Genomic DNA, 22,036 nt, shown 5'->3' with positions numbered 1-22,036 from the left:
CGAGGTCAGAGCTCGACCATCTCGCCGGAGCCGTCGCCGAGGATCTTGAACCCGTAGACCGAGGAGTCGACGACCCCGAAGATCGTCCGGGAGCGGACGACGTTGAAGGTGCCCGTGAGCATCGCCACGGGTTCGGAGCCGATGGGCGTGCCCGACTCGGCGAACTTCGCGGTGACGTCGAAGCTGTACGTCGCGGTGACGGATCCGACCTTCACGTACGCCTCCGCATCCTTGATGAAGCGTCCCTTGCCGTCGACCGATCCGCCGAACGTCCAGATGACGCCGAGGCTGATCACGGTGTCGCTCGCGAACGTCGGATGCAGGGCAGGCCAGGTGATCGTCATCACGAGCGGGTTCGTGACGCGTCGCCAGTTGCCTCCCGTCTTCAGCGGATCGACCCCGCGAGGCAGTGCGGTCGCCAGCGACCCCATGCTCTGCGTCTCGTTCGACTTCAGCAGCGTCACCGCCGATGAGGCGAGGTTGACGATGTCGGTGAGATCGCTCATGATCAGGCCACCCCTTCTTTTCCGTCGCCGATCCAGGACGTGTCGTAGTCGTTGAAGGCGACGGCGTCTTCCGGCAGCGTTCCGATGCTGGCCTGGGACAGGTCGACCTTGGCCGCACCCGTCTCGGTGTTCGTCGCCTGGTCACCGTCGCCGGTCGATGCGCCATCGGACGAGGTGCCGTCGCCGGATGACGTGCCGTCACCGGTCGACGTGCCGTCGGACGAGGTGCCGTCGGACGAGGTGCCGTCGCCGGTCCCGGTGGCGTCCCCGCCCTGCGTGTCGCCGCCGGCGCCGGAAGCGCCGTCCGTCGACGTGCCATCGCCCGTCGACGTGCCGTCGCCGGTCTCCGTCGTGCCGCCCTCGGACGACGTGCCGTCGGACGTGCCGCCGGTCGTCGTATCGTCCTCGGTTCCGGAGTCGCCCTGGGTCCCCGTGTCCGAGCTTCCGCCCGGGTCGGAACCGCCGGCGTCCGACGAGTCCGTCGGCGCCCCTCCGTCGGCCCGAGTCGCGTCCTGGGTGTCCCCGCCGCTCGTCGAGGAATCCTCGGCACCCGGGTCCGGGACATCTGACGTTGATGAATCGCTCACGATGATGCCCTTCCATCCATGGCAGCCGCCCAGTGCGGCTGACGAGGGAGAAGAGCCTCGACAGCAGGATCTGATACAGGATCCGGCGTGCCGCTGCTACCCGGCGGGAGGGGTGCGCTTGGAGTCGGCGAGCTCGTCCACCACCAGCGAGCGCTCGTCGATGGTGCCGTTGCGGTAGGCCTGGCGGCCGACCATGTGCGCCGACAGCGGCGCGGTGGCGAACTGCATGAGGACGACGGGCGCGACGAGCAGCAGCCCCAGCGCGATCCCGATCACCGAGCGCTGCGACAGTGCGATCGCCAGGCAGATCAGCAGCAGGCCGAGCACCTGCGGCTTGGTCGCGGCGTGCAGCCGGTTCGGGACGTCCCGCAGGCGCAGCAGCCCGATCGCTGCGGTCAGGCACAGCAGGGCGCCGATCAGCACGAGGATCCAGACGGCGGCGTCCACCACCGCATCGGGGATCCTCAGCTCGAAGAGGTTCATCGCTCCTCCCTCCTGCCTGCGCTGTTCATGAGGGCGTGTTGTCCCTGCGTGCGACATACCGTGCGACCGAGATGGATCCGAAGACGCCGACCGCGGCCACCACGATGAGCACGGGCAGCGTGCGGGTGTGGTGGTTGATCGCCATGTCGGCCCCGAGCACGCACATCACCTCGGTGAGCAGCACGTCGGCGGCGACTGCACGGTCAAGGATCGACGGACCGATGACGATGCGGATCACGGTGAGGATCGCCGCGACGGCGAAGACGATCATGATCACCAGCAGCAGCGGATTCATCGACGTCCCTCCTTCTCAGCGCGCTCGTCGGCGCGCAGCAGCGCCGCCTGCGCCGGCGAGCCGACCGCGCGGACGATGCGGCGCTCCCAGCGCAGCACGCCGGCGCGCTGCCGCTCCACGTCGTCGAGCGAGCGCACGCCGATCACGTGCAGGTACAGCGTGCGGGTATCGCGCTCCGCCTCCACCACGAGCGATCCGGGGATGAGCGACGACGTCACCGCGACGTGCGTCATGATCAGGTCGTCGGCGTAGCGCAGCGGCACGGCGATGATCGCCGACCGCGGCGCGCGGCGCGGGTTCAGCACCTGCGCGGCGACGCTGAGCGAGCCGTGCACGACCGCGGCGAGGAACTGCACCACCAGCACCGCGGTCCAGAGCAGGTTGATCCGCCCGGACAGCTCGATCGTCGGCAGCCGGAACACGCGGGTCACGATGAGCGCCACCACGACGCCGGTGACCGCCGCGAGCACGGTGACCTGGCCCCACAGCAGCATCCACAGCACGACGAGCCAGAGCAGGAACGGCAGCTGCACGCCGATCTCGCGCCAGCGGGTGCGCTTCACGTCGGGGCTCATGACGACGCCCCGTCCCCGTCGAGCATGTCGAGGTGCACGGGCTGCAGCAGGTTGGCGCCGATCCGCTCGCAGAGCCCGTAGATGGGGCCTGCGAAGACCGTGAGCGCCAGGGTCACGGCGACCATGCCGCCCGTGGCGAAGGTCATGATCGTGGGGATCCGGCGTCGCTCCTGCTGCTCGTCCGCGGCCGGCGCGCTGCCGAGATGGGCGATGCGCTCGTTCTCCATCTCCTCGGGCGTCTCGTCCTTGCTGCGCCAGAACGCGAGGTTCCAGGCGCGCATGAGCGCGTACAGCGTGAGCAGCGAGGTGAGCACCCCGCCGACGATGAGCACCCAGATCAGCGGCGTCGCGACCTGCGCCGCGGCCTGGAACAGGGCGAACTTGCCGATGAATCCTGAGAACGGCGGGAGGCCGCCGAGGTTGATCGCCGGCACGAAGTAGAGCACCGCGATCAGCGGCGCGGCCTTCATGAGCCCGCGCACCTTGAGGATCGACGTGCTCCCCGCCCTGCGCTCCACGAGGCCCACCGCCAGGAACAGCGTGGTCTGCACGATGATGTGGTGCACGATGTAGTAGACCGTCGCGCCGATCGCCGCCGGGGTCGCGATCGCCAGCCCGAACACCATGTAGCCGACGTGGCTGACCAGCGTGAACGACAGGATCCTCTTCAGCTCGGCCTGAGCGACGGCGCCGAGGATGCCGATCACCATCGTCGCGAGGGCCACGATCATGAGCAGCGTGTTGATGCTCGAGACGTTGAACAGCTGCGTCTCGGTGCGGATCAGCGCGTAGACGCCGACCTTCGTGAGCAGGCCCGCGAACACCGCGGTCACCGGCGCGGGCGCGGTCGGATAGGAGTCGGGCAGCCAGAACGACATCGGGAACACGGCCGCCTTGATGCCGAACGCCACCACGAGCATGAGGTGCAGCACGAGCTGCGTGCTCGGCGGGATCTCCTCGATCCGCTCGGCGATCTGCGCCATGTTCACGGTGCCGAGCGCCGCGTAGATCAGCGCGATCGCCACGAGGAAGAGCACCGACGACACGAGCGAGACGACGATGTAGACCGCGCCGGTGCGGATCCGCGATTCGGTGCTGCCGAGCGTGATGAGCACGTACGACGCGACGAGCAGGATCTCGAAGCCGACGTACAGGTTGAACAGATCGCCGGCGATGAACGCGTTGAAGATGCCCGCCGCGAGGATCAGGTACGACGGGTTGAAGATGGAGATCGGCGTCTCCTCGGCGCCGTCCGCGGCGCCCTGGCCCACCGAGAAGAGCAGCACCGCGACGAGCACGATGCTCGACACCAGCACCAGCAGCGCCGCGAGCCGGTCGACGTACAGCACGATCCCGAACGGCGCCGGCCAGCCGCCCACCATCACCGCGATCGGCTTGGCCTGATCGACCGCGACGAGCAGAGTGGCGGCGATCACCGAGACGGCGGCGAGCGTCGCGACGGTGACGATCACCTGGATCCGGGTGTTCCGACCGAAGACGAGGGTGATCGCGGCGCCCAGCAGGGGCAGCGCGACGAGCAGCGGGACGAGGGCGCTCATCGGCCCTCCTCCCCCGGCTCGCGTGGGTCGGCGTCGTCCTGCGGTCCGCCGCCGCCGGGCAGCGGGCCGGGATCCGGCCTGTCCACGGGGGCGTCGTCGAGGAGCGCGGCGTGGTCCTTCGCGTGCAGCACGCGGATCGGCGCGGTCGCGACGCCCACGAAGTCGGTGGTCGCGTCCTCGTCCTCGAGGTCGACCTCGTCGTCCATGAGGTCTTCCTCGATCTCCGTGCGCCCGCGCAGGGCGATGTCGGCCTCGTCGTCCTCGACCGTGTCGGCCTTGCCCAGCTGCCAGGAGCGGTAGATGAGCGCGAGCAGGAAAGCGGAGACCGCGAACGTGATGACGATGGCGGTGAGCGTGAGCGCCTGCGGCAACGGGTCGCTCACGTCGCCGGAGGCGCCGTAGAACGGCGCGCGTCCGGGCCGGCCCATCACGATGAGCAGCAGCAGGTTCACGGCGTTGCCGAGCAGCAGGAATCCGATGAGCACCCGGGTGAGGCTGCGCTCGAGCATCGCGTACACGCCGCAGCCGAACAGCACGGCCATGATCACGATGAGCACGAGGGAGACGTCCATCAGACATCCACCCCCCGCGCGCGCATCTCGAGCGTCTGCCGATCCACCTCGGCACCGAGGCTGCGCAGCACGTCGAGCACCAGCCCGATGACGACGAGGTAGACGCCGATGTCGAAGATCGTCGAGCTGACGAACTCGAGGTGGCCGATGACCGGGATCTCCGCCTCCCACACCGCGCTGGAGAGCGGGGCGAGTCCGAAGAACAGGGGCACGACCGCCGCGCCGACCGCGAGGATGAGTCCGCCTCCGAGCAGCCGCCCGGCATCGGTGGGCGCGGCGGCGCCGAGCTCCCACCGGCCGCCGGCGATGTAGCGCATGACCAGCGCCATGCCGGCGACGAGGCCTCCGGCGAAGCCGCCGCCGGGGGCGTTGTGCCCGGCGAACAGCAGGTAGATCGAGACCACGATGATCGTGTGGAACAGGATCCGCACGATCACCTCGAGCAGGATCGAGCGGTTCTCCGGCTTGACGTTGCCGCCGCCGACGAGCCACGCCCGGGGCGCCGTGTCACCGGCGGTCTGCACGCGCACGCCCTCGGTCGTCTCGACGAGCGGGCCGCGCCGAGCCCGCCGCGGACCCTCGGGCAGCGCCTTCGTGGCGGAGAGCCGGTCGGCGCGGTGGGTGACGAAGACGAGAGACGCGACGCCGGTGGCCGCGAGCACGAGCACCGACAGCTCCCCCATCGTGTCCCAGCCGCGCAGGTCCACCAGGGCCACGTTCACCACGTTCTTGCCGTGCCCGAGCTCGTAGGCGAGCTTCGGGAACGCCTCGGAGATGGGTTCGGCGACCCGGGATCCGGTGGCGACGATCGCCACGAGCGCCATCATCACGCCCGCTGCGATGCCGAGGATCGCGCGCGGCACCCGTCCGACCGACGCGTTGTGCTCCCCCATCCGGGCCGGCAGCCGCCGCAGCACGAGCGCGAACGTCACCAGGGTCACGGTCTCGACGAGGATCTGTGTGAGGGCGAGGTCGGGCGCGCCGCTGGTGCCGAACAGCACCACCATGCCGAGTCCGGTGACCGACACCAGCACGACGCCGGTGTAGCGCTTCTCCGCCCGGATGGCGAGGAGTCCCGCGCCGATCATGATGGGCGCCACCACCAGCTGCACCGGGGTGTGCCATGCGCTCAGCTCGGCGTTCGCGGGGCCGCCGGCGATGAGCGCCGTGGCCTCCCCCGCGATCACCACGACGAAGATGGTGCCGACGTAGATCGGCAGCGAACCGCGCTGCGTGATCGTGGTGGTGACGACGGAGAGCCGGTCGACGTTGCGCATGACGAGGTAGTACGCGTCCTGCGCGGTGAACGGCAGCAGGCGCGGGGCGCGGTCCCAGCCCAGCCGTCGCGAGAGGGGGAACAGGGCGAGACCGAGCAGCACGGCGGCGAGCGAGAGGAGCAGCGCGGGCGCGAGGCCGTGCCACAGCGCGAGATGACCCGGATCCAGCGGCGAGCCGTCGTAGGCGGGAGCCTTCGCGTCGTCGGCGTATCCGTGCAGCGCCAGGCTCACCGCGGACGCCAGCGGCCCGAGTACGACCGTGCCCGCAGAGAGCACGACCGGCGACACCAGGAAGCCGAACGGCGGAGCCGGCCATTCCGTATCGGGCATATACACGCCCCCTGCGTCCTTCTTGCGCCAGAAGGCGCCCCAGAGGAAGCGCGCTCCGTATGCCGCCGTGAGGATGGAACCGAGGATCACGCCGGCGAGCGCGACGATGCCCCACGGCGACCCCCGCAGCGCCTCGTCGAACAGCGCCGCGAGCGTCGACTCCTTCGCGACGAAGCCGATCGTCGGCGGGATCCCCATCATGGACCCCACCGCGAGGAAGCCGGCGGTCGCGAGCAGCGGGGCCTGACGCCCCACGCCGCTGATCTCGGTGACGTCGCGCGTGGAGAGCTGGCGGTCGATGACGCCCACGATGAGGAACAGCGACGACTTGAACAGCGCATGGCTGAGCACGAGGGCCAGCCCCGCGAGCATCGCGTCCGGCGTTCCGTAGCCCAGCACGATCGTGAAGAAGCCGAGCTGGCTCACCGTGCCGAAGGCGAGGATGCGCTTCAGGTCGGTCTCCCGCAGCGCCTGCACGCCGCCCAACAGCATGGTGAAGACGCCGAGTGAGATCGTGATAGGACGCCACGGACCCGACAGGGCGAACACCGGCGCGAACCGGGCGATGAGGTAGATGCCGGCCTTCACCATGGCGGCCGCGTGCAGATAGGCGCTCACGGGCGTGGGCGCGGCCATCGCGCCCGGCAGCCAGAAGTGGAACGGGAAGATCGCCGATTTGCTGAGGGCGCCGACGAGCAGCAGCACGATCGCCGCATCGACGAGAGGGCCCTTCGGCGCGATCTCCAGAATCCGGGAGATGCTCGAGGTGCCGGCGTCGACGGCGAGGAAGACCACGCCGATGAACATGACGAGCCCGCCGAGCGTCGTCACCAGCAGCGCCTGCAGGGCCGCACGGCGGCTCGCGCCGCGGCGGTGGTAGTACCCGATGAGCAGGTACGACAGGATGCTGGTGACCTCCCAGAACATCACCAGCAGCACGAGGTCGTCCGTGGTGACGAGGCCGTACATCGCGCCGGCGAACGCCAGCAGCACGGCGGCGAACTGGCCGAGGCCCTCCTTCGAACCGCGGAAGTACCAGCGGCAGTACAGCAGCACCAGAGCGCCGACCCCGGTGACGATCAGGGCGAGCAGCCAGCTCAGCTCGTCCAGCCGGAAGGAGAGCGCGATGCCGAGCTGCGGGATCCACTCGACCGACTCGTGCGGCAGCACGGCGGGATCCGCGGCGGAGCCGGTCAGCACCCGTGGCGTGAGCGCCACGGTGTGGATGAAGGCCGCGGCGGGGATGAGAGCGGCCACGGCGAACGCGCGCGCACCGATCCAGGCCACGAGCAGCGGCAGCAGCAGTGAGGCGAGGGCGAACACGGCGAGGAGCGTCAGCATGGCGGTCTCCTCTGGCTCGTCGGTCTCTGCAGTCTCGGCGTGGGCCGGGCAGGTCGACACAGGCGGGCGGGTTCGCATCCAGCTTAGAGGCTGAACGTTTCGCGACCGCGGATCCCGTCGTATGCCGGATCCGGAATCTAGCCGGCGGTGACGGGTGCAGGGCCGGTGGTGGTGCCCTCCCGGAAGGCGCAGGTGAAGCGGATCGACGCTGCCGGCTCCCCCGCCAGCAGGCGCGCGATGGCGTCACCCGCCGCGCGACCCTTCTCCACGGCGGGCTGCACGGCGGTGGTCAGGACGTGCTCGCCGAGGCCGTCCACCGCGATGCCGTCGAAGCCCGCCACACTCACGTCCTCGGGCACCCGCAGCCCCGCCTCCTCGGCGGCGCGGATGACCCCGGCCGCGAGCAGGTCGCTCTGGGCGATGACGGCGGTCGGACGGTGCTCGGGGTCGGCGAACAGCAGCCGCCCGGCCAGCACGCCCTCGTCGATGAAGCTGCCGCCCGCCGACACCACGCGGGCGTCGGCGAACACCGACAGCGTGCCGTCCAGTCGGTCCTTGGTGACCGGCGTCGTGATCGCGGCGATGCGCTCGGGCGTCGCGTCGCCCCGGATCCGGTCCCCGTCGAAGGACAGGGTCACCACACCGACGTCGCGATGCCCGAGTGCGCGCAGGTGGTGTGCGATCTGGGTGGCGGCCTCGACGTTGTCGAGCTCGATCCGCGGCACGCCCTCCCCCGCGTCGCCCTCGATCACCACGACCGGCAGTCCCCGGCTGCGCACGGCCTGGAGCGTCGCCCGCATGCGTCCGCTGCACCCGATGAGCACGGCCGCGTCGATCGGCGCCGTGGCGAGGGTCGGGGCGTCCGGCGCCGCATCCGGGTCGTCGCGCAGCAGCAGCACGCCGGCGCCGAGCTCGGCGAGGCCATCGGTGAGGCCGTCCATGGTCGCGGTCTTGACCGGATCCAGGAACGCCGTGCGCAGGTGCTCCTCGACCGTCACGGCGACGATGCCGCTCCGACCCCGGCGCAGCGACGCCGCCCTCGGGTCGGGACCGGTGTAGCCCAGGTCTGCGGCCACAGCGAGCACGCGCTCCCGCGTGGCTTCGGCGACGGGCGCCTTGCCGCTGAACACGACGGACGCCGTCGACGGGCTCACACCTGCGACGCGCGCCACATCGGCGATCGTCGCACGGCGCCGGGGCGCCCCGGCGTCCGGATCCGAGCTCATTCCTCGACAATAACACCCTTGGGAATACAGGCATCGAATCGATTCGATACACTGACCCGATGGACACCGCTCTCACCCGCTCCCAGTTCGTGCGCTGGCGCATCGCGATCTTCGCGATCTTCCTCGCCAGCGGTCTGTCCATCGCCACCTGGGCGTCACGGGTCCCCGACATCAAGGTGGCGCTGCATATCGACAACGCGCAGATGGGCGTCCTGCTGCTCGGAATGGGCATCTCCTCCATCGTCGGCATCTCGACGAGTCCTGCGGTGATGGCGCGCACCGGCGCCCGCCTCGGCATGCTCGTCACCATGCTGACCTTCGCCGTCGGAGTCGGCCTCGTCGGGCTCGGCACCAACGTGCTGAGCTCCCCGGCGGTGGTGATCGCAGGCCTCGTGCTGTTCGGCTTCGGCAACGGATCCCTCGACGTCATGATGAACGTCGAGGCCACCGCGATCGAGCAGCAGATGGGGAAGACGATCCTCCCCGTGTTCCACGCCTTCTTCAGCTTCGGCACGGTCATCGGCGCGGGCATCGGCGCCCTCCTCGTGCAGTCCGGGTGGAACGTCACGGCGCACACGCTGCTCATCGCCGGAGTGATCGCCGTGGTCGCCGTCGCGTGCTGGGCGAACGTGCCGAACCGCGAGGCGGCGCTCGATCCGCAGCCCGAGGAGAAGCCGCACTGGCGGGAACGGATGCACATCGCGCTGGAGGCGTGGCGCGAGCCGCGCACCTACTTCCTCGGCATCGTGATGCTGGGCATGTCGTTCGCCGAGGGCGGCGCCAACGACTGGCTCGCGCTCGGCGTCTCCGAGGACCATCACGCCGGACCGGCGCTCGGCGCCGCGGCTCTGGCCACGTTCTCCGTCGCGATGACGGTCGTGCGGCTGTTCGGCGGCCCCCTGGTGGACCGGTTCGGCCGCGTCGTGGTGCTGCGCACCCTCGCGATCACCGCCGCCGCCGGCATCCTGCTGTTCATCCTCGCGCCCAGCACCCCGCTGGTGTTCGTCGCCGCGGCGCTGTGGGGCGTGGGGGCATCCCTCGGCTTCCCGCTGGGCATGTCGGCCGCCGCGGACGACCCGGCGAAGGCCGCGGCACGCGTGAGCGCCGCCGCGACGATCGGCTACATCGCGTTCCTCAGCGGCCCGCCGGTGCTCGGCTTCATCAGCAACCACATCGGCCTGCTCAACACGCTGTACATCCTCGTGGTGCTGGCGGCGCTGTCCGGCCTGTTCTCCGGCGCCGCACGCCCGCTCCGCGTCGACCAGAAGGTGTCGGCCGACTGAGCGCCGCATCGCCGTCCCACGGAACCGGCTGCTCCCGCGACGTCTGCAGGAGCTGACGACGCGTGCACGACCGGATCCTCGGATCCGTCCCGCAGACGCAACGTGATCGTCCAGGCGTCGCAGCAGGGCGGGCTAGGCTCTTCGGGTGCGTCTCGTCATCGCCCGCTGCGCCGTCGACTACACCGGCCGCCTCAACGCCCACCTGCCCCTCGCCACGCGCCTGCTGGTGCACAAGGGCGACGGCAGCCTGCTCGTGCACTCCGACGGCGGCAGCTACAAGCCGCTGAACTGGATGAGCCCGCCGTGCCGTCTCGAGTCCGAGCAGCCGGGGGAGGAGGAGGCGTCCGCCGGCGTCACCGAGGTGTGGCGCGTGACGCACCAGAAGACCGGCGACGCGCTGCGCGTGCAGATCTACGAGATCCTGCACGACTCCGCCCATGAGCTCGGCGTGGATCCGGGCCTGCAGAAGGACGGCGTCGAGGCGGATCTGCAGCGCCTGCTCGCAGAGCAGGTCGACCGCATCGCCGACGGCGCGACCCTGGTGCGCCGCGAGTACCCGACCGCGATCGGCCCGGTGGATCTCATGGTGCGCGACGCGAACGGCGTCGCCATCGCCGTCGAGGTCAAGCGCCGCGGCGATATCGACGGGGTGGAGCAGCTCACGCGCTACCTCGAGCTGCTCGGCCGGGATCCGCACCTGGCGCCCGTCCAGGGCGTGTTCGCGGCCCAGGAGATCAAGCCCCAGGCGCGCGTGCTCGCCGAGGACAGGGGGATCCGGTGCCTCGTGCTCGACTACGAGGACATGAAGGGCATCTCCTCCGGCGCGCCCCGGCTGTTCTGACGCTTCATTCCGAGAGAGGCATGGACATGTCCGTTCCCCCGTACACCTGCGTCCTCTGGGACGTCGACGGCACGATCGCCGACGCCTCGGCCGGGATCCTGCCCCGCCTCATCGAGGTCTTCGCGTCCTTCGGGCTTCCCGAGCCGGCCGCCACGGAGCTCTCGCAGTGGATCGGCCCGCCCATGTTCGAGTCGTTCCGCGATCGCGCGGGGCTGTCCGTCGAGGACGCCTACATCGCGGTGCGGCGGTATCGCGAGCTCGCCGCCCGCGACGGCTACGCCGCGAGCGTGCGGATCTATCCCGGCGTGGCCGAGGCGCTGCGGGCGGTCAAGGCCGCGGGGGTCCCGCAGGCGACGGCGAGCTCGAAGCCGGAGAATCAGGTGCTCGCGATCCTCGAGCACTACGACCTCATGAACGACTTCGTCGTGGTCGCGGGCGCCCTGCCCGACGCCGCGGGTCTGCACGACGGCAAGGAGGCGGTGCTCCGCCGCGCCCTGCAGCGACTCTCCGACGCCGGCGTCGACATCAGCCGGCCCGTGCTGATCGGCGACCGCAAGCACGACATCGAGGGCGCCGCGCCGCTCGGCGTGCCGGTGATCTACGTGACCTGGGGCTTCGGCGAGCCGGGGGAGTCGGACGGCGCGGTCGCCGAGGTCGCGACACCGGAGCAGCTGCTGCGGCTCCTGCTCCCGCGGGCCTGAGCCGCGCAGGCCGGGCGCCCTGCGCAAAGAGAACTCCCCCGGAGCCGAAGCCCCGGGGGAGTCAGGAGTCCGTGTCGCTCAGAGCGGACGGATGTTCTCGGCCTGCAGGCCCTTGGGGCCCTGCGCCACATCGAACTCGACGCGCTGGTTCTCGTCGAGCGAGCGGTAACCGGACGTCGCAATGGCGGAGTAGTGCGCGAACACGTCAGCCCCACCGTCATCGGGGGAGATGAAGCCGAAGCCCTTCTCCGAGTTGAACCACTTAACCGTGCCCTGAGTCATGTACTGCCTTCTTGCTTGGGCTTACGTCGGAGCAAACGCGCCGACAAGGCTAACGCTATCCGAGAGGCGCCTCATCGCAACACCCCGGGTGACAAGGTGACGCAAATGTTGCACGGCGTGACGGGGCCGTATCCGCGTGGCGGCGGCGCGTGACGGGACGCGGTCCGATGCGGGTTCCCCGGAAATGGAGCGGGTCCCCACCGCGGGGGGAGCGATGGGGACCCAGGACGACCGGAGGGTGCGTCTAAGAACAGCATAACGCATGTTCAGAGAATTTGTCCCCCAAAAGGGGGACAAATTGTGGCCCCCGAGTCTACCATGCAATACATCGGAATACTGGGGACGAAGCGGCCCCCCGGGGTATCCATTGGGGACTGGATGCGCCGAGGGGGCCCATGCACGCACGGGCCGCCGGTCTCTGGGGAAGACCTACCGCCTTCGCTGGGGACGTCAGGCGGGAGCGACCCTCTTCAGGTGCGCGCGGTCCACATTAGGCGAGCGCATGCACGGGTGTCCAGGCGATTCCGTACGACGATCGGAATGCGCTCTCAAACGGTCAACGCGCGCCACTCCGTGGCCAGGAGGCCGTAGTTCATTCCGTCCATCCACTCGCCGCTGCGGTGCAGCGCCGTCTCACGGCTGTGCTCTTCGCGCCGCATGCCGAGGCGCTCCATCATCCGCCAGGACGCCTCGTTCGCCGCGAAGCAGCCGGCGCTGACCCGTCTCAGACCGAGCTCGGTGAAGCATGCGGCGATCACCGCACGCACCGCCTCGGTCGCATATCCCCGGCCCTGGTGCGCGGGATCCATGGCCCAGCCCAGTTCCGCCTGCACGCCGACAGCGCGGTCCCGCACCTCGGCCTGGGACCACGCGTCCTCGACGCGCAGCATGATGTCGCCGATCACGCCGGTGCCGGGCAGCTCCACGAGCAGCGTGACCGCCAGTCGCTCCGGATCCGCGAAGTGCGCACGGAACGCGGCGGCGTCCGGCGGGGCGGTCGTCAGCCACCGGTTGACCTCGTCGAGGCGCCGGTAGCTCCAGACCGCGTCGGCATCATCCGCCGTGCTCGCGCGGACGATGAGCCGTTCGGTGCGCAGCGGCAGGGCGAGCCGCTCCCCGGCGGGGGAGGTCACGCCTCCAGCGTAGGCTCCGGATCCGACATCCGCGCCGACCGCACGTCGACGAGGCCGTCCAGCGCCTGCAGCAGCCGCTCGGCGCCCGGGCGGTCCGGCGTGGTGCGGGTGTGCACGAGCACGTTCATGGCCGCGAGCACGAGGGACACCGCGCGCATCGCCTCGTCGTGATCGGCGGCGCGGCGCTCGGCGAGCTCCACGAGCTGCTCGCGGACGGATCCCATCCACTGCGAGAAGGCGGGCAGCAGCTCGGGGCGCCGCATCAGCAGCTCCTTGATCCGCTGCCGGTCCATGCCGACGTCCATCGAGGATCCCACGACCTCGCAGAGCGCGGGGACGAGTTCTCCCTCCGAACGCAGGAAGCGCGCCTCCACCTCCGCCTCGACGCCCGACTCGGGCAGCTTGAGCGCGGCGGCGGCCTTGGACGGGAAGTAGTTGAAGAAGGTGCGCGGCGAGACGTCGACGGCCTCGCAGATCTGCTCGATCGTGGTGCCGTCCAGGCCCTGCTCCTCGACGAGGCGCAGGGCGGCCTCGTGCAGCGCCTGACGCGTCTGCTGCTTCTTGCGCTCGCGCCGGCCTTCGCCGACGGTGTTCGCGATGCTCATCTTCTTCTCCTCGTGCGCGGAGCCGGGGCGGGACGTGCCCGCCCCGGCTGCATCGCTCAGGCGCTCTGGACCCTGATCGTACCGGTCTCGCTGACGCCGGCGGCGTCCGCCCGCTCCTGCAGCGCCGAGCGCGTCCGCAGCGGGGGCGCCTTGAAGAACCAGGTCAGCACGAAGGCGAGCATCAGCACGCCGAAGCCGACCCAGTAGATGACGTCGATGGCCTGCGTGAAGCCCGCCATGAACGGCTTGGTGAGGGCCGGATCCGCTCCGTTCAGGAAGGACGTGTCACTGACCGACGAGCTGGATCCGCTCGACGCCTTCGACGTGCCCTTGTCGATCTCCTTCACGATGTTCGGCACGAGCTGGTCGACCCAGTAGCTGCGCTGATCCTTGTCGGACCAGTCCACGACGACCTTGCCGTCCTTGACCGTGCCGTGAGCCTTGTCGGCCACGGCCTGCAGAGCCTTGGCCTCGGCGGCGGGAGTCGCCTCGGCGACCTTCTGGTCGATCACGCTCTGCGCGGCGGCCGCGGGGAGCTGCCCGGCGGCGACGGCCTGGTTCACGCCGGCCGTGACGGCGTCGGCGACCGCCTTGCCCGCCGCGGCCTTCGCCTCGGTGGTGCCCTTGTCGAGCTGCGTCTGGATGTTGGCCTGCAGGGGCCCCACGATCGGGTTCCACAGCTGCTTCATCACGGCCTGATTCTTCTTCTCCCCGGCGACGGCGGGATCCAGGGCCGCGTTCAGCGCGCTCGTCAGCGTGGGCTTGTCGGCCATGCTGTGCACGATGTTCGTCGGGAGCAGCGTGAACAGGATGGAGAGCATGATCGCGGTGCCCAGCGTTCCGCCGATCTGGCGGAAGAACGTGGCGGCGCTCGTCGCGACGCCCATGTCCTTGGCCTCGACGGCGTTCTGGCTGGTCATGACCAGGGACTGCATGAGCTGGCCGAGGCCGAGGCCGACCACGAACATGCCGATCATCATGTACCAGATGGAGGTGTTCGCCGAGACGAACGTCAGCAGCAGGAAGCCCAGGGCCATGATCAGCGTCCCCGTGCGCGGGAAGATCCCGTACTTACCGGTGCGCGCGGTGATCTGGCCGGCGGCCATCGAGGAGCCCATGAGACCGAAGACCATGGGCAGCATCGCGAACCCGGACTCGGTCGGAGTGAGCCCGCCGACGATCTGCATGTAGAGGGGGATGGTCATCATCGCGCCGAACATGCCGAAGCCGACGAGAACGCCGATGCCGGTCGCCCAGGAGAACGGGCGCGAGTGGAACAGCCGGATCGGGATGATCGCGTCGTCCTTCATCGCGATCTCGATGAGCACGAACGCGATCGCGCCGAGTCCGCCGATGATGTAGCAGGTGATCGCGCCGAAGGAGCCCCAGCCCCATTCGCGTCCCTGCTCGGCCACGAGCAGCAGCGGCACGAGCGCCACGATCACGGCCGTCGCGCCCCACCAGTCGATGCGCGGGTTCTTGTGCTTGCCGACCTTGGGCAGGTGCAGGAACGCGATCACCATTCCGAGCGCGATGATGCCGATCGGCACGTTGACGAGGAAGACCCAGCGCCAGCCGTTGATCCAGAGGATCTCGTTCGCGCCGGCGAACAGGCCGCCCACGAGCGGGCCGATCAGGGAGGAGACGCCGAACACGGCGAAGAAGTAGCCCTGGTACTTCGCGCGCTCACGCGGCGCGAGGATGTCGGCCATGATCGCGAGCGGCAGCGACATCAGAGCGCCGGCGCCGATGCCCTGGACGCCGCGGAACGCGGCCAGCATGAGCATCGAGGTCGAGAAGCTCGCCAGGATCGAGCCGAGGATGAACACCGAGATGCCGAAGATGAACAGCGGACGGCGGCCGAAGATGTCGCTGAGCTTGCCGTAGATCGGCACCGAGATCGTCGAGGTGATCAGGTAGGCCGTGGTGACCCAGGCCTGCTGGTCGAGACCGTGGAGGTCGTCGCCGATGGTGCGGATCGCGGTTCCCACGATGGTCTGGTCGAGCGACGACAGGAACATGCCGGCCATGAGGCCGTAGATGACGAGCAGGATCTGCCTGTGCGTCATGATCGGGGCGTTCTGCGCGTGCTCGGCGCGCGTCGCCCCTGTGGTTGCGGTTGCGGTGGACATGGAGCCCCTTCGAATGGTTCGAGGACGCCGGAGCCCGTCGTCGGCATGCGATGCGCGGGCGCCGACGTTGGCGGCAAGAATGTTGCAGCTCTGCAAGATTACATGATCGGAAAGGTTGCGCAAACGCAGCTTCGCTATGAGGTTGCTGGGTGCTGCGGTGATCCGTGTACTGTGTCGGTATCCACACGGGGGCCCTCGCAAGGGCTGAGATCGGGCTGACGCGGCCTGCGACCGTTCGAACCTGTCCGGGTAATGCCGGCGAAGGAAGTAGGAGCCCTCATGGGATCTCGCGATTCTGCGCGCTCGCTCGCGCATCTGCACGACTCCGCTCACGACCTGCACGTGCCGGTCACCCGGATCCGGCTGGATCCATCGCCCGACGGGACGGAGAACCCGCCGGTGACGATCTACCGCACCGAGGGGCCGGGCAGCGATCCGGTGGTCGGCCTGCCCGCACTGCGGGAGCGCTGGATCGCCGATCGCGATGACACCGACGAGTACGAGGGCCGGGCGCGGAACCTGCACGACGACGGCCGCTCCGCGATCCGCCGCGGTGCCGCGTCGGCCGAGTGGCGCGGCGCGCGCCGTCCCGTGCGTCGGGCGCGCCCCGGACGCACGGTGACGCAGATGCGGTACGCGCGGGACGGCGTGATCACGCCCGAGATGCGCTTCGTGGCGCTGCGGGAGAGCTGCGATCCCGAGCTCGTGCGCGCCGAGGTCGCCGCGGGCCGGGCGATCATCCCGAACAACGTGAACCACCCGGAGTCCGAGCCGATGATCATCGGCAAGGCGTTCCTGGTGAAGATCAACGCGAACATCGGCAACTCCGCGGTGACCAGCTCGATCGCCGAGGAGGTCTCCAAGCTGCAGTGGGCGACCACCTGGGGCGCGGACACCGTGATGGACCTGTCCACGGGCGACGACATCCACACCACGCGGGAGTGGATCATCCGCAACTCGCCGGTGCCGATCGGCACGGTGCCGATCTACCAGGCGCTGGAGAAGGTCGACGGCGACGCCTCGGCGCTCACCTGGGAGATCTACCGCGACACCGTGATCGAGCAGTGCGAGCAGGGCGTGGACTACATGACGGTGCACGCGGGCGTGCTGCTGCGCTACGTGCCGCTCACCGCCGACCGGGTGACGGGGATCGTGTCCCGCGGCGGGTCGATCATGGCCGGCTGGTGCCTCGCGCACCACCAGGAGAACTTCCTCTACACGCACTTCGACGAGCTGTGCGAGATCTTCGCGCAGTACGACGTGGCGTTCTCCCTCGGCGACGGGCTGCGGCCCGGATCGATCGCCGACGCGAACGACGCCGCCCAGTTCGCCGAGCTCGACACTCTCGCCGAGCTGACCAAGCGGGCGTGGGAGTACGACGTGCAGGTCATGGTCGAGGGTCCCGGTCACGTGCCGTTCCACCTCGTGCGCGAGAACGTGGAGCGCCAGCAGGAGCTCTGCGACGGCGCGCCGTTCTACACGCTGGGCCCGCTGGTGACCGACGTGGCACCGGGCTACGACCACATCACCTCCGCGATCGGCGCGACCGAGATCGCCCGCTACGGCACGGCGATGCTGTGCTACGTCACCCCCAAGGAGCACCTAGGCCTGCCCGACCGCGACGACGTGAAGACCGGCGTCATCACCTACAAGATCGCCGCGCACGCCGCCGACCTCGCCAAGGGCCACCCCGGCGCCCAGGCGCGCGACGATGCGCTCTCCAAGGCGCGCTTCGAGTTCCGCTGGCGCGACCAGTTCGCGCTGTCGCTGGATCCGGACACCGCCGAGGCGTTCCACGATGAGACCCTGCCCGCCGAGCCCGCCAAGACCGCGCACTTCTGCTCGATGTGCGGTCCGAAGTTCTGCTCGATGCGCATCTCGCAGGACATCCGGGACCGGTTCGGCGACGGGGCGGAGCAGGAGCGGATCGCCGGCATGGCGCAGAAGTCGGCCGAGTTCGCGGCGTCCGGGGGACAGGTGTACCTGCCGATGCCGACCGTCGGCGCCCGGTAGCCCGGGATGCTGCGTGATCGCGGCGGCGCGGACGGCGCCGCCCGCGTCGTCGTGGTCGGCGCCGGGATCATCGGGCTGAGCATCGCGTGGCGGATCGCTCAGGCGGGCCGGCCCGTCGTGCTGTGCGATCCGGATCCGGCCAGGGGCGCCACGTTCGCCGCCGCGGGGATGCTCGCGCCGGTCAGCGAGTTCCACTACCAGGAGGACGAGCTGCTGCCGCTGCTGCAGGCGTCGGCGGCGCGCTACCCGGACTTCGTCCGCGCCCTCGCCCCCGCGGGCCGGTCCGCCGCGGAGGCGACCGGCCACCGGCCCGGCGACACCCTGCTCGTCGGCGTGGACCAGGGCGACCGGCGTGCGCTCGCGGATCTGCACGCCGCGCACCTCGCGCGCGGACTTGCGGCCGAGCCGCTCACCGTGCGGGAGGCGCGCGCCCTCGAGCCGCTGCTCGGCCCTCGTGTCACGAGTGCGTACCGGATCCGCGGCGACCATCAGGTGGATCCGCGCGCTCTCGCGGCGCGGCTGCTGGGCGCCCTGGAGGAGCGCGACGCGGTGCGGATCGTGCGGGAGCGGGTGACGGGGCTGGTGCGCGGCGCGGGCGGCGCGGACGGTCCGGCGGCGGCCGCCCCGGCTGGTGCGAGCGCTCCGACGGCGGCGGCCACGGCGGCTGGGGCCGCACCGGGATTCGCGGTCACGGGCGTGCGGCTCGCCGACGGCACGGTGATCGAGGCGGACGAGGTCGTCCTCGCCAACGCGCTCGGCGCCGGTGTGCTGGACGGGCTGCCCCTGGAGCTGCGCGCCGCCCTGCGCCCCGTGCACGGCGACATCCTGCGTCTGCGGGTGCCGGAGCGCCTGCGCCCGCTGCTCGGCATGACCGTGCGCGGTCTGGTGCGCGGCGAGAGCGTGTATCTCGTGCCGCGGCGCGACGGCACGCTCGTGATCGGGGCGACTCAACGCGAGGACGGTCTCGACGGCGTCTCCGCCGCGGGCGTGCACCGTCTGCTCCGCGACGCCCAGGAGGTGGTGCCGGCCGTGGCCGAGCTGGAGCTGCTCGAGGCAACAGCACGCGCTCGGCCGGCGACGCCCGACAACGCGCCGCTGCTGGGGCGCGTGCGCGACGGGACCGGCGGCGACATCGCGGGCCTGGTCGTGGCGACCGGGTTCTTCCGGCACGGCGTGCTGCTCGCCCCGCTGGCCGCCGAGGTGTGCGCGGGCCTCGTCGACGGTCGCGCGGATCCGCTCGCCGCGCCATTCCGGCCCGACCGCTTCGCCGAGGCCGGGGCCGGACGCCCCGGATCCACCTGGCCGCCGCCCGCGGCCGTACCCGCACGAGAACCCGAAGGGATCCTCCGATGATCGCCCTCACCGTCAACGGTGCGCAGCATTCGGCCGCCGCCCCGCTCACCGTGGCCGACCTCGTCGCCGAACGCACCGGGATCCGCGTCACGACCGGGGGAGTCGCCCCCGGTCGCGAGACCCTGGGCATCGCGGTCGCGGTCAACGCCGGTGTCGTGCCGCGCAGCGCCTGGACCACCGCGCACCTGGCCGACGGCGACGCGATCGAGATCGTCACCGCCACGCAGGGAGGCTGAGCCATGGGATCCGACCTGCTCGAGATCGACGGCATCGCGCTGTCGTCCCGGCTGATCATGGGCACCGGCGGCGCGCAGAGCCACGCCGTGCTCGCGGAGGCGCTGGACGCCTCCGGCACCGAGCTGACGACCGTCGCGATCCGCCGCCACGACCCGTCCGCCGGCGGTTCGCTGTTCCGGCTGCTGTCAGACCGCGGCATCCGCCTGCTGCCGAACACCGCCGGCTGCCTCACGGCGCGCGAGGCCGTGATGACTGCCGAGCTGGGGCGCGAGGCGCTCGGCACGCACTGGGTGAAGCTCGAGGTGATCGCCGACGAGGACACGCTGTTCCCAGACGGCGCCGAGCTCGCCGCGGCGACCGAGCAGCTCGTCGCGCGCGGGTTCTCGGTGTTCGCCTACACGAACGACGACCCCGCGCTCGCCCGCCACCTCGAGGAGCTCGGCGCGGTCGCCGTGATGCCACTGGGTGCGCCGATCGGCACCGGCCTGGGGATCCTCAACCCCCACAACATCGCTCTCATCGTCGAACGCGCGTCGATCCCGGTCGTGCTCGACGCCGGCATCGGCACGGCCTCGGACGCCGCGCTCGCGATGGAGCTCGGCTGCGACGCGGTCCTCCTCGCGACGGCGGTGACGCGTGCCCAGGATCCGGTGGGCATGGCCACCGCCTTCCGCCACGCGGTGATCGCGGGCCGGCTCGCGGCGCGGTCGGGGCGGATCCCGCGGCGCGGGCGATCCCTCGCCTCGTCGCCGATGGACGGCAGGCCCGACCTGTGACCGGGATCACCGCGCGGCCGCCGCTCGCCGAGCCGACCGAAGCGCGGCTCGCCGCCGCGGCCGAGCCGTCGCCCACCGCACCCAGCGCGCCGCCGCTCGCCGCGCCGGCCGCGCCGCTGACGGACGAGGAGGCGGACCGCTACTCGCGGCACCTCCTGCTGCCCGAGTTCGGCGTGACCGGCCAGCGGCGGCTGAAGAACGCCCGCGTGCTCGTGATCGGCGCAGGCGGACTGGGCTCACCCGTGCTGCTGTACCTGGCCGCGGCCGGAGTGGGCACGCTCGGCATCGTCGACGACGACCGCGTCGAGCCGAGCAACCTGCAGCGGCAGGTGATGCACACCACCGCCGACGCCGGGCGGCTCAAGGTCGACTCGGCACGCGACGCGCTGCTGGCGCTCAACCCGCTGATCCGCGTGGAGGCGCACCCGGTCCGACTGACCGCCGGCAACGCCGTCGACCTGTTCCGGCGCTACGACCTCGTCATCGACGGCGCCGACAACTTCGCCACGCGCTATCTCGTCGCCGACGCGGCGGCGGCGCTCGGGATCCCGTGCGTCTGGGGTGCGATCCTGCGCTTCGGCGCCCAGGTCAGCGTCTTCTGGGAGCCGCACGGCCCGGGCTATCGCGACCTGTTCCCGGACGCTCCTCCACCCGGATCCGCGCCGAGCTGCGGGGAGGCGGGCGTCCTCGGCATGCTCTGCGGCGCGGCGGGCTCGCTGATGGCGGCCGAAGCCGTCAAACTCCTCACCGGGATCGGGCGGCCCCTGATCGGCCGCCTCTGCACGTTCGACCTCGCCGAGGCGCGCTGGCGGGAGCTGAGGATCGTGCGCGATCCCGCCCGGCAGGCGGGTGCACCGCCGGATCCGGATCTCGCGTGCGACGTGGAGGAGGAGCCACGGATCCTGGGCGTGCCGGCCCTGCGTGCGCTGCTCGCGGAACGGGAGGCCGGGCGGACGGCGTTCGCGCTCGTCGACGTGCGCGAGACGGAGGAGTCGGCGCGGGGGCAGATCCCGGGGTCGCTCTCCGCTCCGCTCAGCGCGCTGAGCGCCGGCGGCGCCCTCGACGGCGTGCCGCCGCAGAGCCGCGTGGTGCTGTACTGCAAGGCCGGGGTCCGCGCCCGCACCGCCGCGCGGATCCTGCGCGCGGCGGGGTACCGCGACCTGGACGTGCTCACCGGCGGCATGACGGCCTGGTCGGCGTCCATCGGCTGAGCCTGGTCGCGCAGCATCAGGCGGGCGACAGCCAGGGCCACCGACGCGAGCGCCGCTCAGGGAACCCGGGGAGAGCGCCAGAGCGCTCGCGCGCCTCAGCCGACGGGGGAGAGCGCGACGGTGCGGGCCGCGACGAGCTGCTCCACGGCCTCGAGCAGCCGCGCGGCACCCGGACGCTCACCGCCCGCGGCGGCGTCGTGCACGATCATGCTGAGCGCCGCCATGGTGAGGGCGACGGCCGCCAGGGCCTCGGTGTCGTCGGCGCGCTCACGCACCAGCGCGTAGTACTGCTCGCGCACACCGCCCATCCACTGCGCGAAGGCCGGCATGAGCTCGGGGCGGCGCAGCACCAGCGCCTTCATGCGCTTGCGGTGCTGAGCGTCGTCCATCGAGGCGCCGATGAGCTCGCACAGCGCCGGCACCAGTTCGCCCTCTGCGGCACGGAAGGCGTCGGCGCCGGCGGGGGAGATGGCGGAGTCGGGCAGGTCGAGGGCGGCGGCGGCCTTCGACGGCAAGTAGTTGAAGAACGTCCGCGGCGAGACGTCCACCGCCTCGCAGATCTGCTCGACCGTGGTGCCGTCGAGGCCGTTCTCGTCCACCAGCCGCAGCGCCGCCTCGTGCAGCGCGTGCCGGGTCTGCTGCTTCTTGCGCTCACGGCGTCCGCACGCCTCCGCGTGCACGTCCGCCGCAGCCGGATCCTCGATGTCCGTCATCTCTC

At 71.0% G+C, this 22,036-nt stretch carries 22 protein-coding genes and 1 riboswitch; of the genes, 8 read left to right on the top strand and 14 right to left on the bottom strand.

The window, feature by feature from the left end; translation table 11 throughout:
• Nucleotides 1-5 precede the first annotated feature (5 nt).
• The 9 genes from ACYQ1L_RS20000 to ACYQ1L_RS19960 form a co-directional block, all read right to left on the bottom strand.
• Nucleotides 6-506 (bottom strand): hypothetical protein, encoded by a 501-nt coding sequence (locus ACYQ1L_RS20000; protein ID WP_460005715.1) that lies wholly within the window; start codon nucleotides 504-506, stop codon nucleotides 6-8.
• A gap of 2 nt (nucleotides 507-508) precedes the next feature.
• Nucleotides 509-1,093: a hypothetical protein gene (locus tag ACYQ1L_RS19995; protein WP_460005714.1), complete on the bottom strand. Its 585-nt coding sequence runs from the start codon at nucleotides 1,091-1,093 to the stop codon at nucleotides 509-511.
• A gap of 96 nt (nucleotides 1,094-1,189) precedes the next feature.
• A complete protein-coding gene (gene mnhG, locus ACYQ1L_RS19990) occupies nucleotides 1,190-1,576 on the bottom strand; it encodes a monovalent cation/H(+) antiporter subunit G (RefSeq protein WP_460005713.1) in 387 nt (128 codons plus the stop codon).
• Nucleotides 1,577-1,601: 25 nt separating this feature from the next.
• Entirely contained in the window at nucleotides 1,602-1,871 is a 270-nt protein-coding gene (locus ACYQ1L_RS19985; protein WP_460005712.1) for an MrpF/PhaF family protein, read from the bottom strand.
• Nucleotides 1,868-2,446, bottom strand: a complete 579-nt coding sequence (locus ACYQ1L_RS19980) for a Na+/H+ antiporter subunit E (RefSeq protein ID WP_460005711.1) — start codon at nucleotides 2,444-2,446, stop codon at nucleotides 1,868-1,870. Before ACYQ1L_RS19980 ends, ACYQ1L_RS19985 begins: the two co-directional genes overlap by 4 nt.
• Nucleotides 2,443-4,005, bottom strand: a complete 1,563-nt coding sequence (locus ACYQ1L_RS19975) for a Na+/H+ antiporter subunit D (protein ID WP_159575092.1) — start codon at nucleotides 4,003-4,005, stop codon at nucleotides 2,443-2,445. Before ACYQ1L_RS19975 ends, ACYQ1L_RS19980 begins: the two co-directional genes overlap by 4 nt.
• The gene (locus ACYQ1L_RS19970; RefSeq protein ID WP_460005710.1) at nucleotides 4,002-4,577 is read right to left on the bottom strand and encodes a Na(+)/H(+) antiporter subunit C; all 576 of its coding nucleotides are present in this window, start codon (nucleotides 4,575-4,577) and stop codon (nucleotides 4,002-4,004) included. Before ACYQ1L_RS19970 ends, ACYQ1L_RS19975 begins: the two co-directional genes overlap by 4 nt.
• Nucleotides 4,577-7,525, bottom strand: a complete 2,949-nt coding sequence (locus ACYQ1L_RS19965) for a Na+/H+ antiporter subunit A (protein ID WP_460005709.1) — start codon at nucleotides 7,523-7,525, stop codon at nucleotides 4,577-4,579. The genes ACYQ1L_RS19970 and ACYQ1L_RS19965 overlap by 1 nt, the downstream gene beginning before the upstream one ends.
• Nucleotides 7,526-7,662: 137 nt before the next feature.
• Entirely contained in the window at nucleotides 7,663-8,751 is a 1,089-nt protein-coding gene (locus ACYQ1L_RS19960) for a LacI family DNA-binding transcriptional regulator (RefSeq protein WP_460005708.1), read from the bottom strand.
• 59 nt (nucleotides 8,752-8,810) lie between these two features.
• Here ACYQ1L_RS19960 and ACYQ1L_RS19955 point away from each other — a divergent pair, with 59 nt between their 5' ends.
• The 3 genes from ACYQ1L_RS19955 to ACYQ1L_RS19945 all read left to right on the top strand — a co-directional run bounded on the left by ACYQ1L_RS19955 (nucleotide 8,811) and on the right by ACYQ1L_RS19945 (nucleotide 11,576).
• Nucleotides 8,811-10,034 carry an MFS transporter gene (locus ACYQ1L_RS19955; protein WP_460005707.1) on the top strand — a complete coding sequence of 408 codons (1,224 nt, stop codon included), beginning with the start codon at nucleotides 8,811-8,813 and terminating at the stop codon, nucleotides 10,032-10,034.
• A gap of 145 nt (nucleotides 10,035-10,179) precedes the next feature.
• Nucleotides 10,180-10,875, top strand: a complete 696-nt coding sequence (nucS, locus tag ACYQ1L_RS19950; protein WP_159575097.1) for an endonuclease NucS — start codon at nucleotides 10,180-10,182, stop codon at nucleotides 10,873-10,875.
• 26 nt (nucleotides 10,876-10,901) lie between these two features.
• Nucleotides 10,902-11,576, top strand: a complete 675-nt coding sequence (locus ACYQ1L_RS19945; RefSeq protein WP_460005706.1) for an HAD hydrolase-like protein — start codon at nucleotides 10,902-10,904, stop codon at nucleotides 11,574-11,576.
• A 78-nt stretch (nucleotides 11,577-11,654) separates the two neighbouring features.
• On the opposite strand, the gene ACYQ1L_RS19940 is transcribed toward ACYQ1L_RS19945, so the two are convergent.
• The 4 genes from ACYQ1L_RS19940 to ACYQ1L_RS19925 all read right to left on the bottom strand — a co-directional run bounded on the left by ACYQ1L_RS19940 (nucleotide 11,655) and on the right by ACYQ1L_RS19925 (nucleotide 15,728).
• Nucleotides 11,655-11,858: a cold-shock protein gene (locus ACYQ1L_RS19940; RefSeq protein ID WP_159575099.1), complete on the bottom strand. Its 204-nt coding sequence runs from the start codon at nucleotides 11,856-11,858 to the stop codon at nucleotides 11,655-11,657.
• Nucleotides 11,859-12,406: 548 nt separating this feature from the next.
• On the bottom strand, nucleotides 12,407-12,991 hold the full coding sequence (locus ACYQ1L_RS19935) for a GNAT family N-acetyltransferase (protein WP_460005705.1): 585 nt from the start codon (nucleotides 12,989-12,991) through the stop codon (nucleotides 12,407-12,409).
• The gene (locus tag ACYQ1L_RS19930) at nucleotides 12,988-13,596 is read right to left on the bottom strand and encodes a TetR/AcrR family transcriptional regulator (RefSeq protein WP_460005704.1); all 609 of its coding nucleotides are present in this window, start codon (nucleotides 13,594-13,596) and stop codon (nucleotides 12,988-12,990) included. Before ACYQ1L_RS19930 ends, ACYQ1L_RS19935 begins: the two co-directional genes overlap by 4 nt.
• A gap of 56 nt (nucleotides 13,597-13,652) precedes the next feature.
• Nucleotides 13,653-15,728, bottom strand: a complete 2,076-nt coding sequence (locus tag ACYQ1L_RS19925) for an MDR family MFS transporter (RefSeq protein WP_460005703.1) — start codon at nucleotides 15,726-15,728, stop codon at nucleotides 13,653-13,655.
• Nucleotides 15,729-15,903: 175 nt separating this feature from the next.
• Nucleotides 15,904-16,012: riboswitch (TPP riboswitch) on the top strand.
• Here ACYQ1L_RS19925 and thiC point away from each other — a divergent pair.
• The 5 genes from thiC (at nucleotide 16,008) to moeB (ending at nucleotide 21,318) form a co-directional block, all read left to right on the top strand.
• Complete coding sequence (gene thiC / locus ACYQ1L_RS19920; RefSeq protein ID WP_460005702.1) at nucleotides 16,008-17,741, top strand: phosphomethylpyrimidine synthase ThiC; 1,734 nt, start codon at nucleotides 16,008-16,010, stop codon at nucleotides 17,739-17,741. (Overlaps the previous riboswitch by 5 nt.)
• Nucleotides 17,742-17,747: 6 nt before the next feature.
• Complete coding sequence (locus tag ACYQ1L_RS19915) at nucleotides 17,748-19,094, top strand: FAD-dependent oxidoreductase (RefSeq protein WP_460005701.1); 1,347 nt, start codon at nucleotides 17,748-17,750, stop codon at nucleotides 19,092-19,094.
• Nucleotides 19,091-19,330, top strand: a complete 240-nt coding sequence (thiS, locus tag ACYQ1L_RS19910; protein WP_460005700.1) for a sulfur carrier protein ThiS — start codon at nucleotides 19,091-19,093, stop codon at nucleotides 19,328-19,330. Before ACYQ1L_RS19915 ends, thiS begins: the two co-directional genes overlap by 4 nt.
• Before the next feature lie 3 nt (nucleotides 19,331-19,333).
• Nucleotides 19,334-20,107 (top strand): thiazole synthase, encoded by a 774-nt coding sequence (locus ACYQ1L_RS19905; RefSeq protein ID WP_460005699.1) that lies wholly within the window; start codon nucleotides 19,334-19,336, stop codon nucleotides 20,105-20,107.
• Nucleotides 20,104-21,318 carry a molybdopterin-synthase adenylyltransferase MoeB gene (gene moeB, locus ACYQ1L_RS19900; protein WP_460005698.1) on the top strand — a complete coding sequence of 405 codons (1,215 nt, stop codon included), beginning with the start codon at nucleotides 20,104-20,106 and terminating at the stop codon, nucleotides 21,316-21,318. Before ACYQ1L_RS19905 ends, moeB begins: the two co-directional genes overlap by 4 nt.
• A 95-nt stretch (nucleotides 21,319-21,413) precedes the next feature.
• On the opposite strand, the gene ACYQ1L_RS19895 is transcribed toward moeB, so the two are convergent.
• Nucleotides 21,414-22,031 (bottom strand): TetR/AcrR family transcriptional regulator, encoded by a 618-nt coding sequence (locus ACYQ1L_RS19895; protein ID WP_460005697.1) that lies wholly within the window; start codon nucleotides 22,029-22,031, stop codon nucleotides 21,414-21,416.
• Between the last annotated feature and the right edge of the window lie 5 nt (nucleotides 22,032-22,036).

The organism is Microbacterium xylanilyticum, assembly GCF_054654695.1.
This window is presented reverse-complemented; position numbering and strand designations above follow the sequence as displayed.

Coding starts and splice junctions, on each gene's coding strand:
- ACYQ1L_RS20000 (WP_460005715.1), bottom strand. CDS start 506: ATGAGCGATCTCACCGACATCGTCAACCTCGCCTCATCGGCGGTGACG.
- mnhG (WP_460005713.1), bottom strand. CDS start 1,576: ATGAACCTCTTCGAGCTGAGGATCCCCGATGCGGTGGTGGACGCCGCC.
- ACYQ1L_RS19985 (WP_460005712.1), bottom strand. CDS start 1,871: ATGAATCCGCTGCTGCTGGTGATCATGATCGTCTTCGCCGTCGCGGCG.
- ACYQ1L_RS19980 (WP_460005711.1), bottom strand. CDS start 2,446: ATGAGCCCCGACGTGAAGCGCACCCGCTGGCGCGAGATCGGCGTGCAG.
- ACYQ1L_RS19975 (WP_159575092.1), bottom strand. CDS start 4,005: ATGAGCGCCCTCGTCCCGCTGCTCGTCGCGCTGCCCCTGCTGGGCGCC.
- ACYQ1L_RS19970 (WP_460005710.1), bottom strand. CDS start 4,577: ATGGACGTCTCCCTCGTGCTCATCGTGATCATGGCCGTGCTGTTCGGC.
- ACYQ1L_RS19965 (WP_460005709.1), bottom strand. CDS start 7,525: ATGCTGACGCTCCTCGCCGTGTTCGCCCTCGCCTCACTGCTGCTGCCG.
- ACYQ1L_RS19960 (WP_460005708.1), bottom strand. CDS start 8,751: ATGAGCTCGGATCCGGACGCCGGGGCGCCCCGGCGCCGTGCGACGATC.
- ACYQ1L_RS19955 (WP_460005707.1), top strand. CDS start 8,811: ATGGACACCGCTCTCACCCGCTCCCAGTTCGTGCGCTGGCGCATCGCG.
- ACYQ1L_RS19945 (WP_460005706.1), top strand. CDS start 10,902: ATGTCCGTTCCCCCGTACACCTGCGTCCTCTGGGACGTCGACGGCACG.
- ACYQ1L_RS19940 (WP_159575099.1), bottom strand. CDS start 11,858: ATGACTCAGGGCACGGTTAAGTGGTTCAACTCGGAGAAGGGCTTCGGC.
- ACYQ1L_RS19930 (WP_460005704.1), bottom strand. CDS start 13,596: ATGAGCATCGCGAACACCGTCGGCGAAGGCCGGCGCGAGCGCAAGAAG.
- ACYQ1L_RS19925 (WP_460005703.1), bottom strand. CDS start 15,728: ATGTCCACCGCAACCGCAACCACAGGGGCGACGCGCGCCGAGCACGCG.
- thiC (WP_460005702.1), top strand. CDS start 16,008: ATGGGATCTCGCGATTCTGCGCGCTCGCTCGCGCATCTGCACGACTCC.
- ACYQ1L_RS19915 (WP_460005701.1), top strand. CDS start 17,748: ATGCTGCGTGATCGCGGCGGCGCGGACGGCGCCGCCCGCGTCGTCGTG.
- thiS (WP_460005700.1), top strand. CDS start 19,091: ATGATCGCCCTCACCGTCAACGGTGCGCAGCATTCGGCCGCCGCCCCG.
- ACYQ1L_RS19905 (WP_460005699.1), top strand. CDS start 19,334: ATGGGATCCGACCTGCTCGAGATCGACGGCATCGCGCTGTCGTCCCGG.
- ACYQ1L_RS19895 (WP_460005697.1), bottom strand. CDS start 22,031: ATGACGGACATCGAGGATCCGGCTGCGGCGGACGTGCACGCGGAGGCG.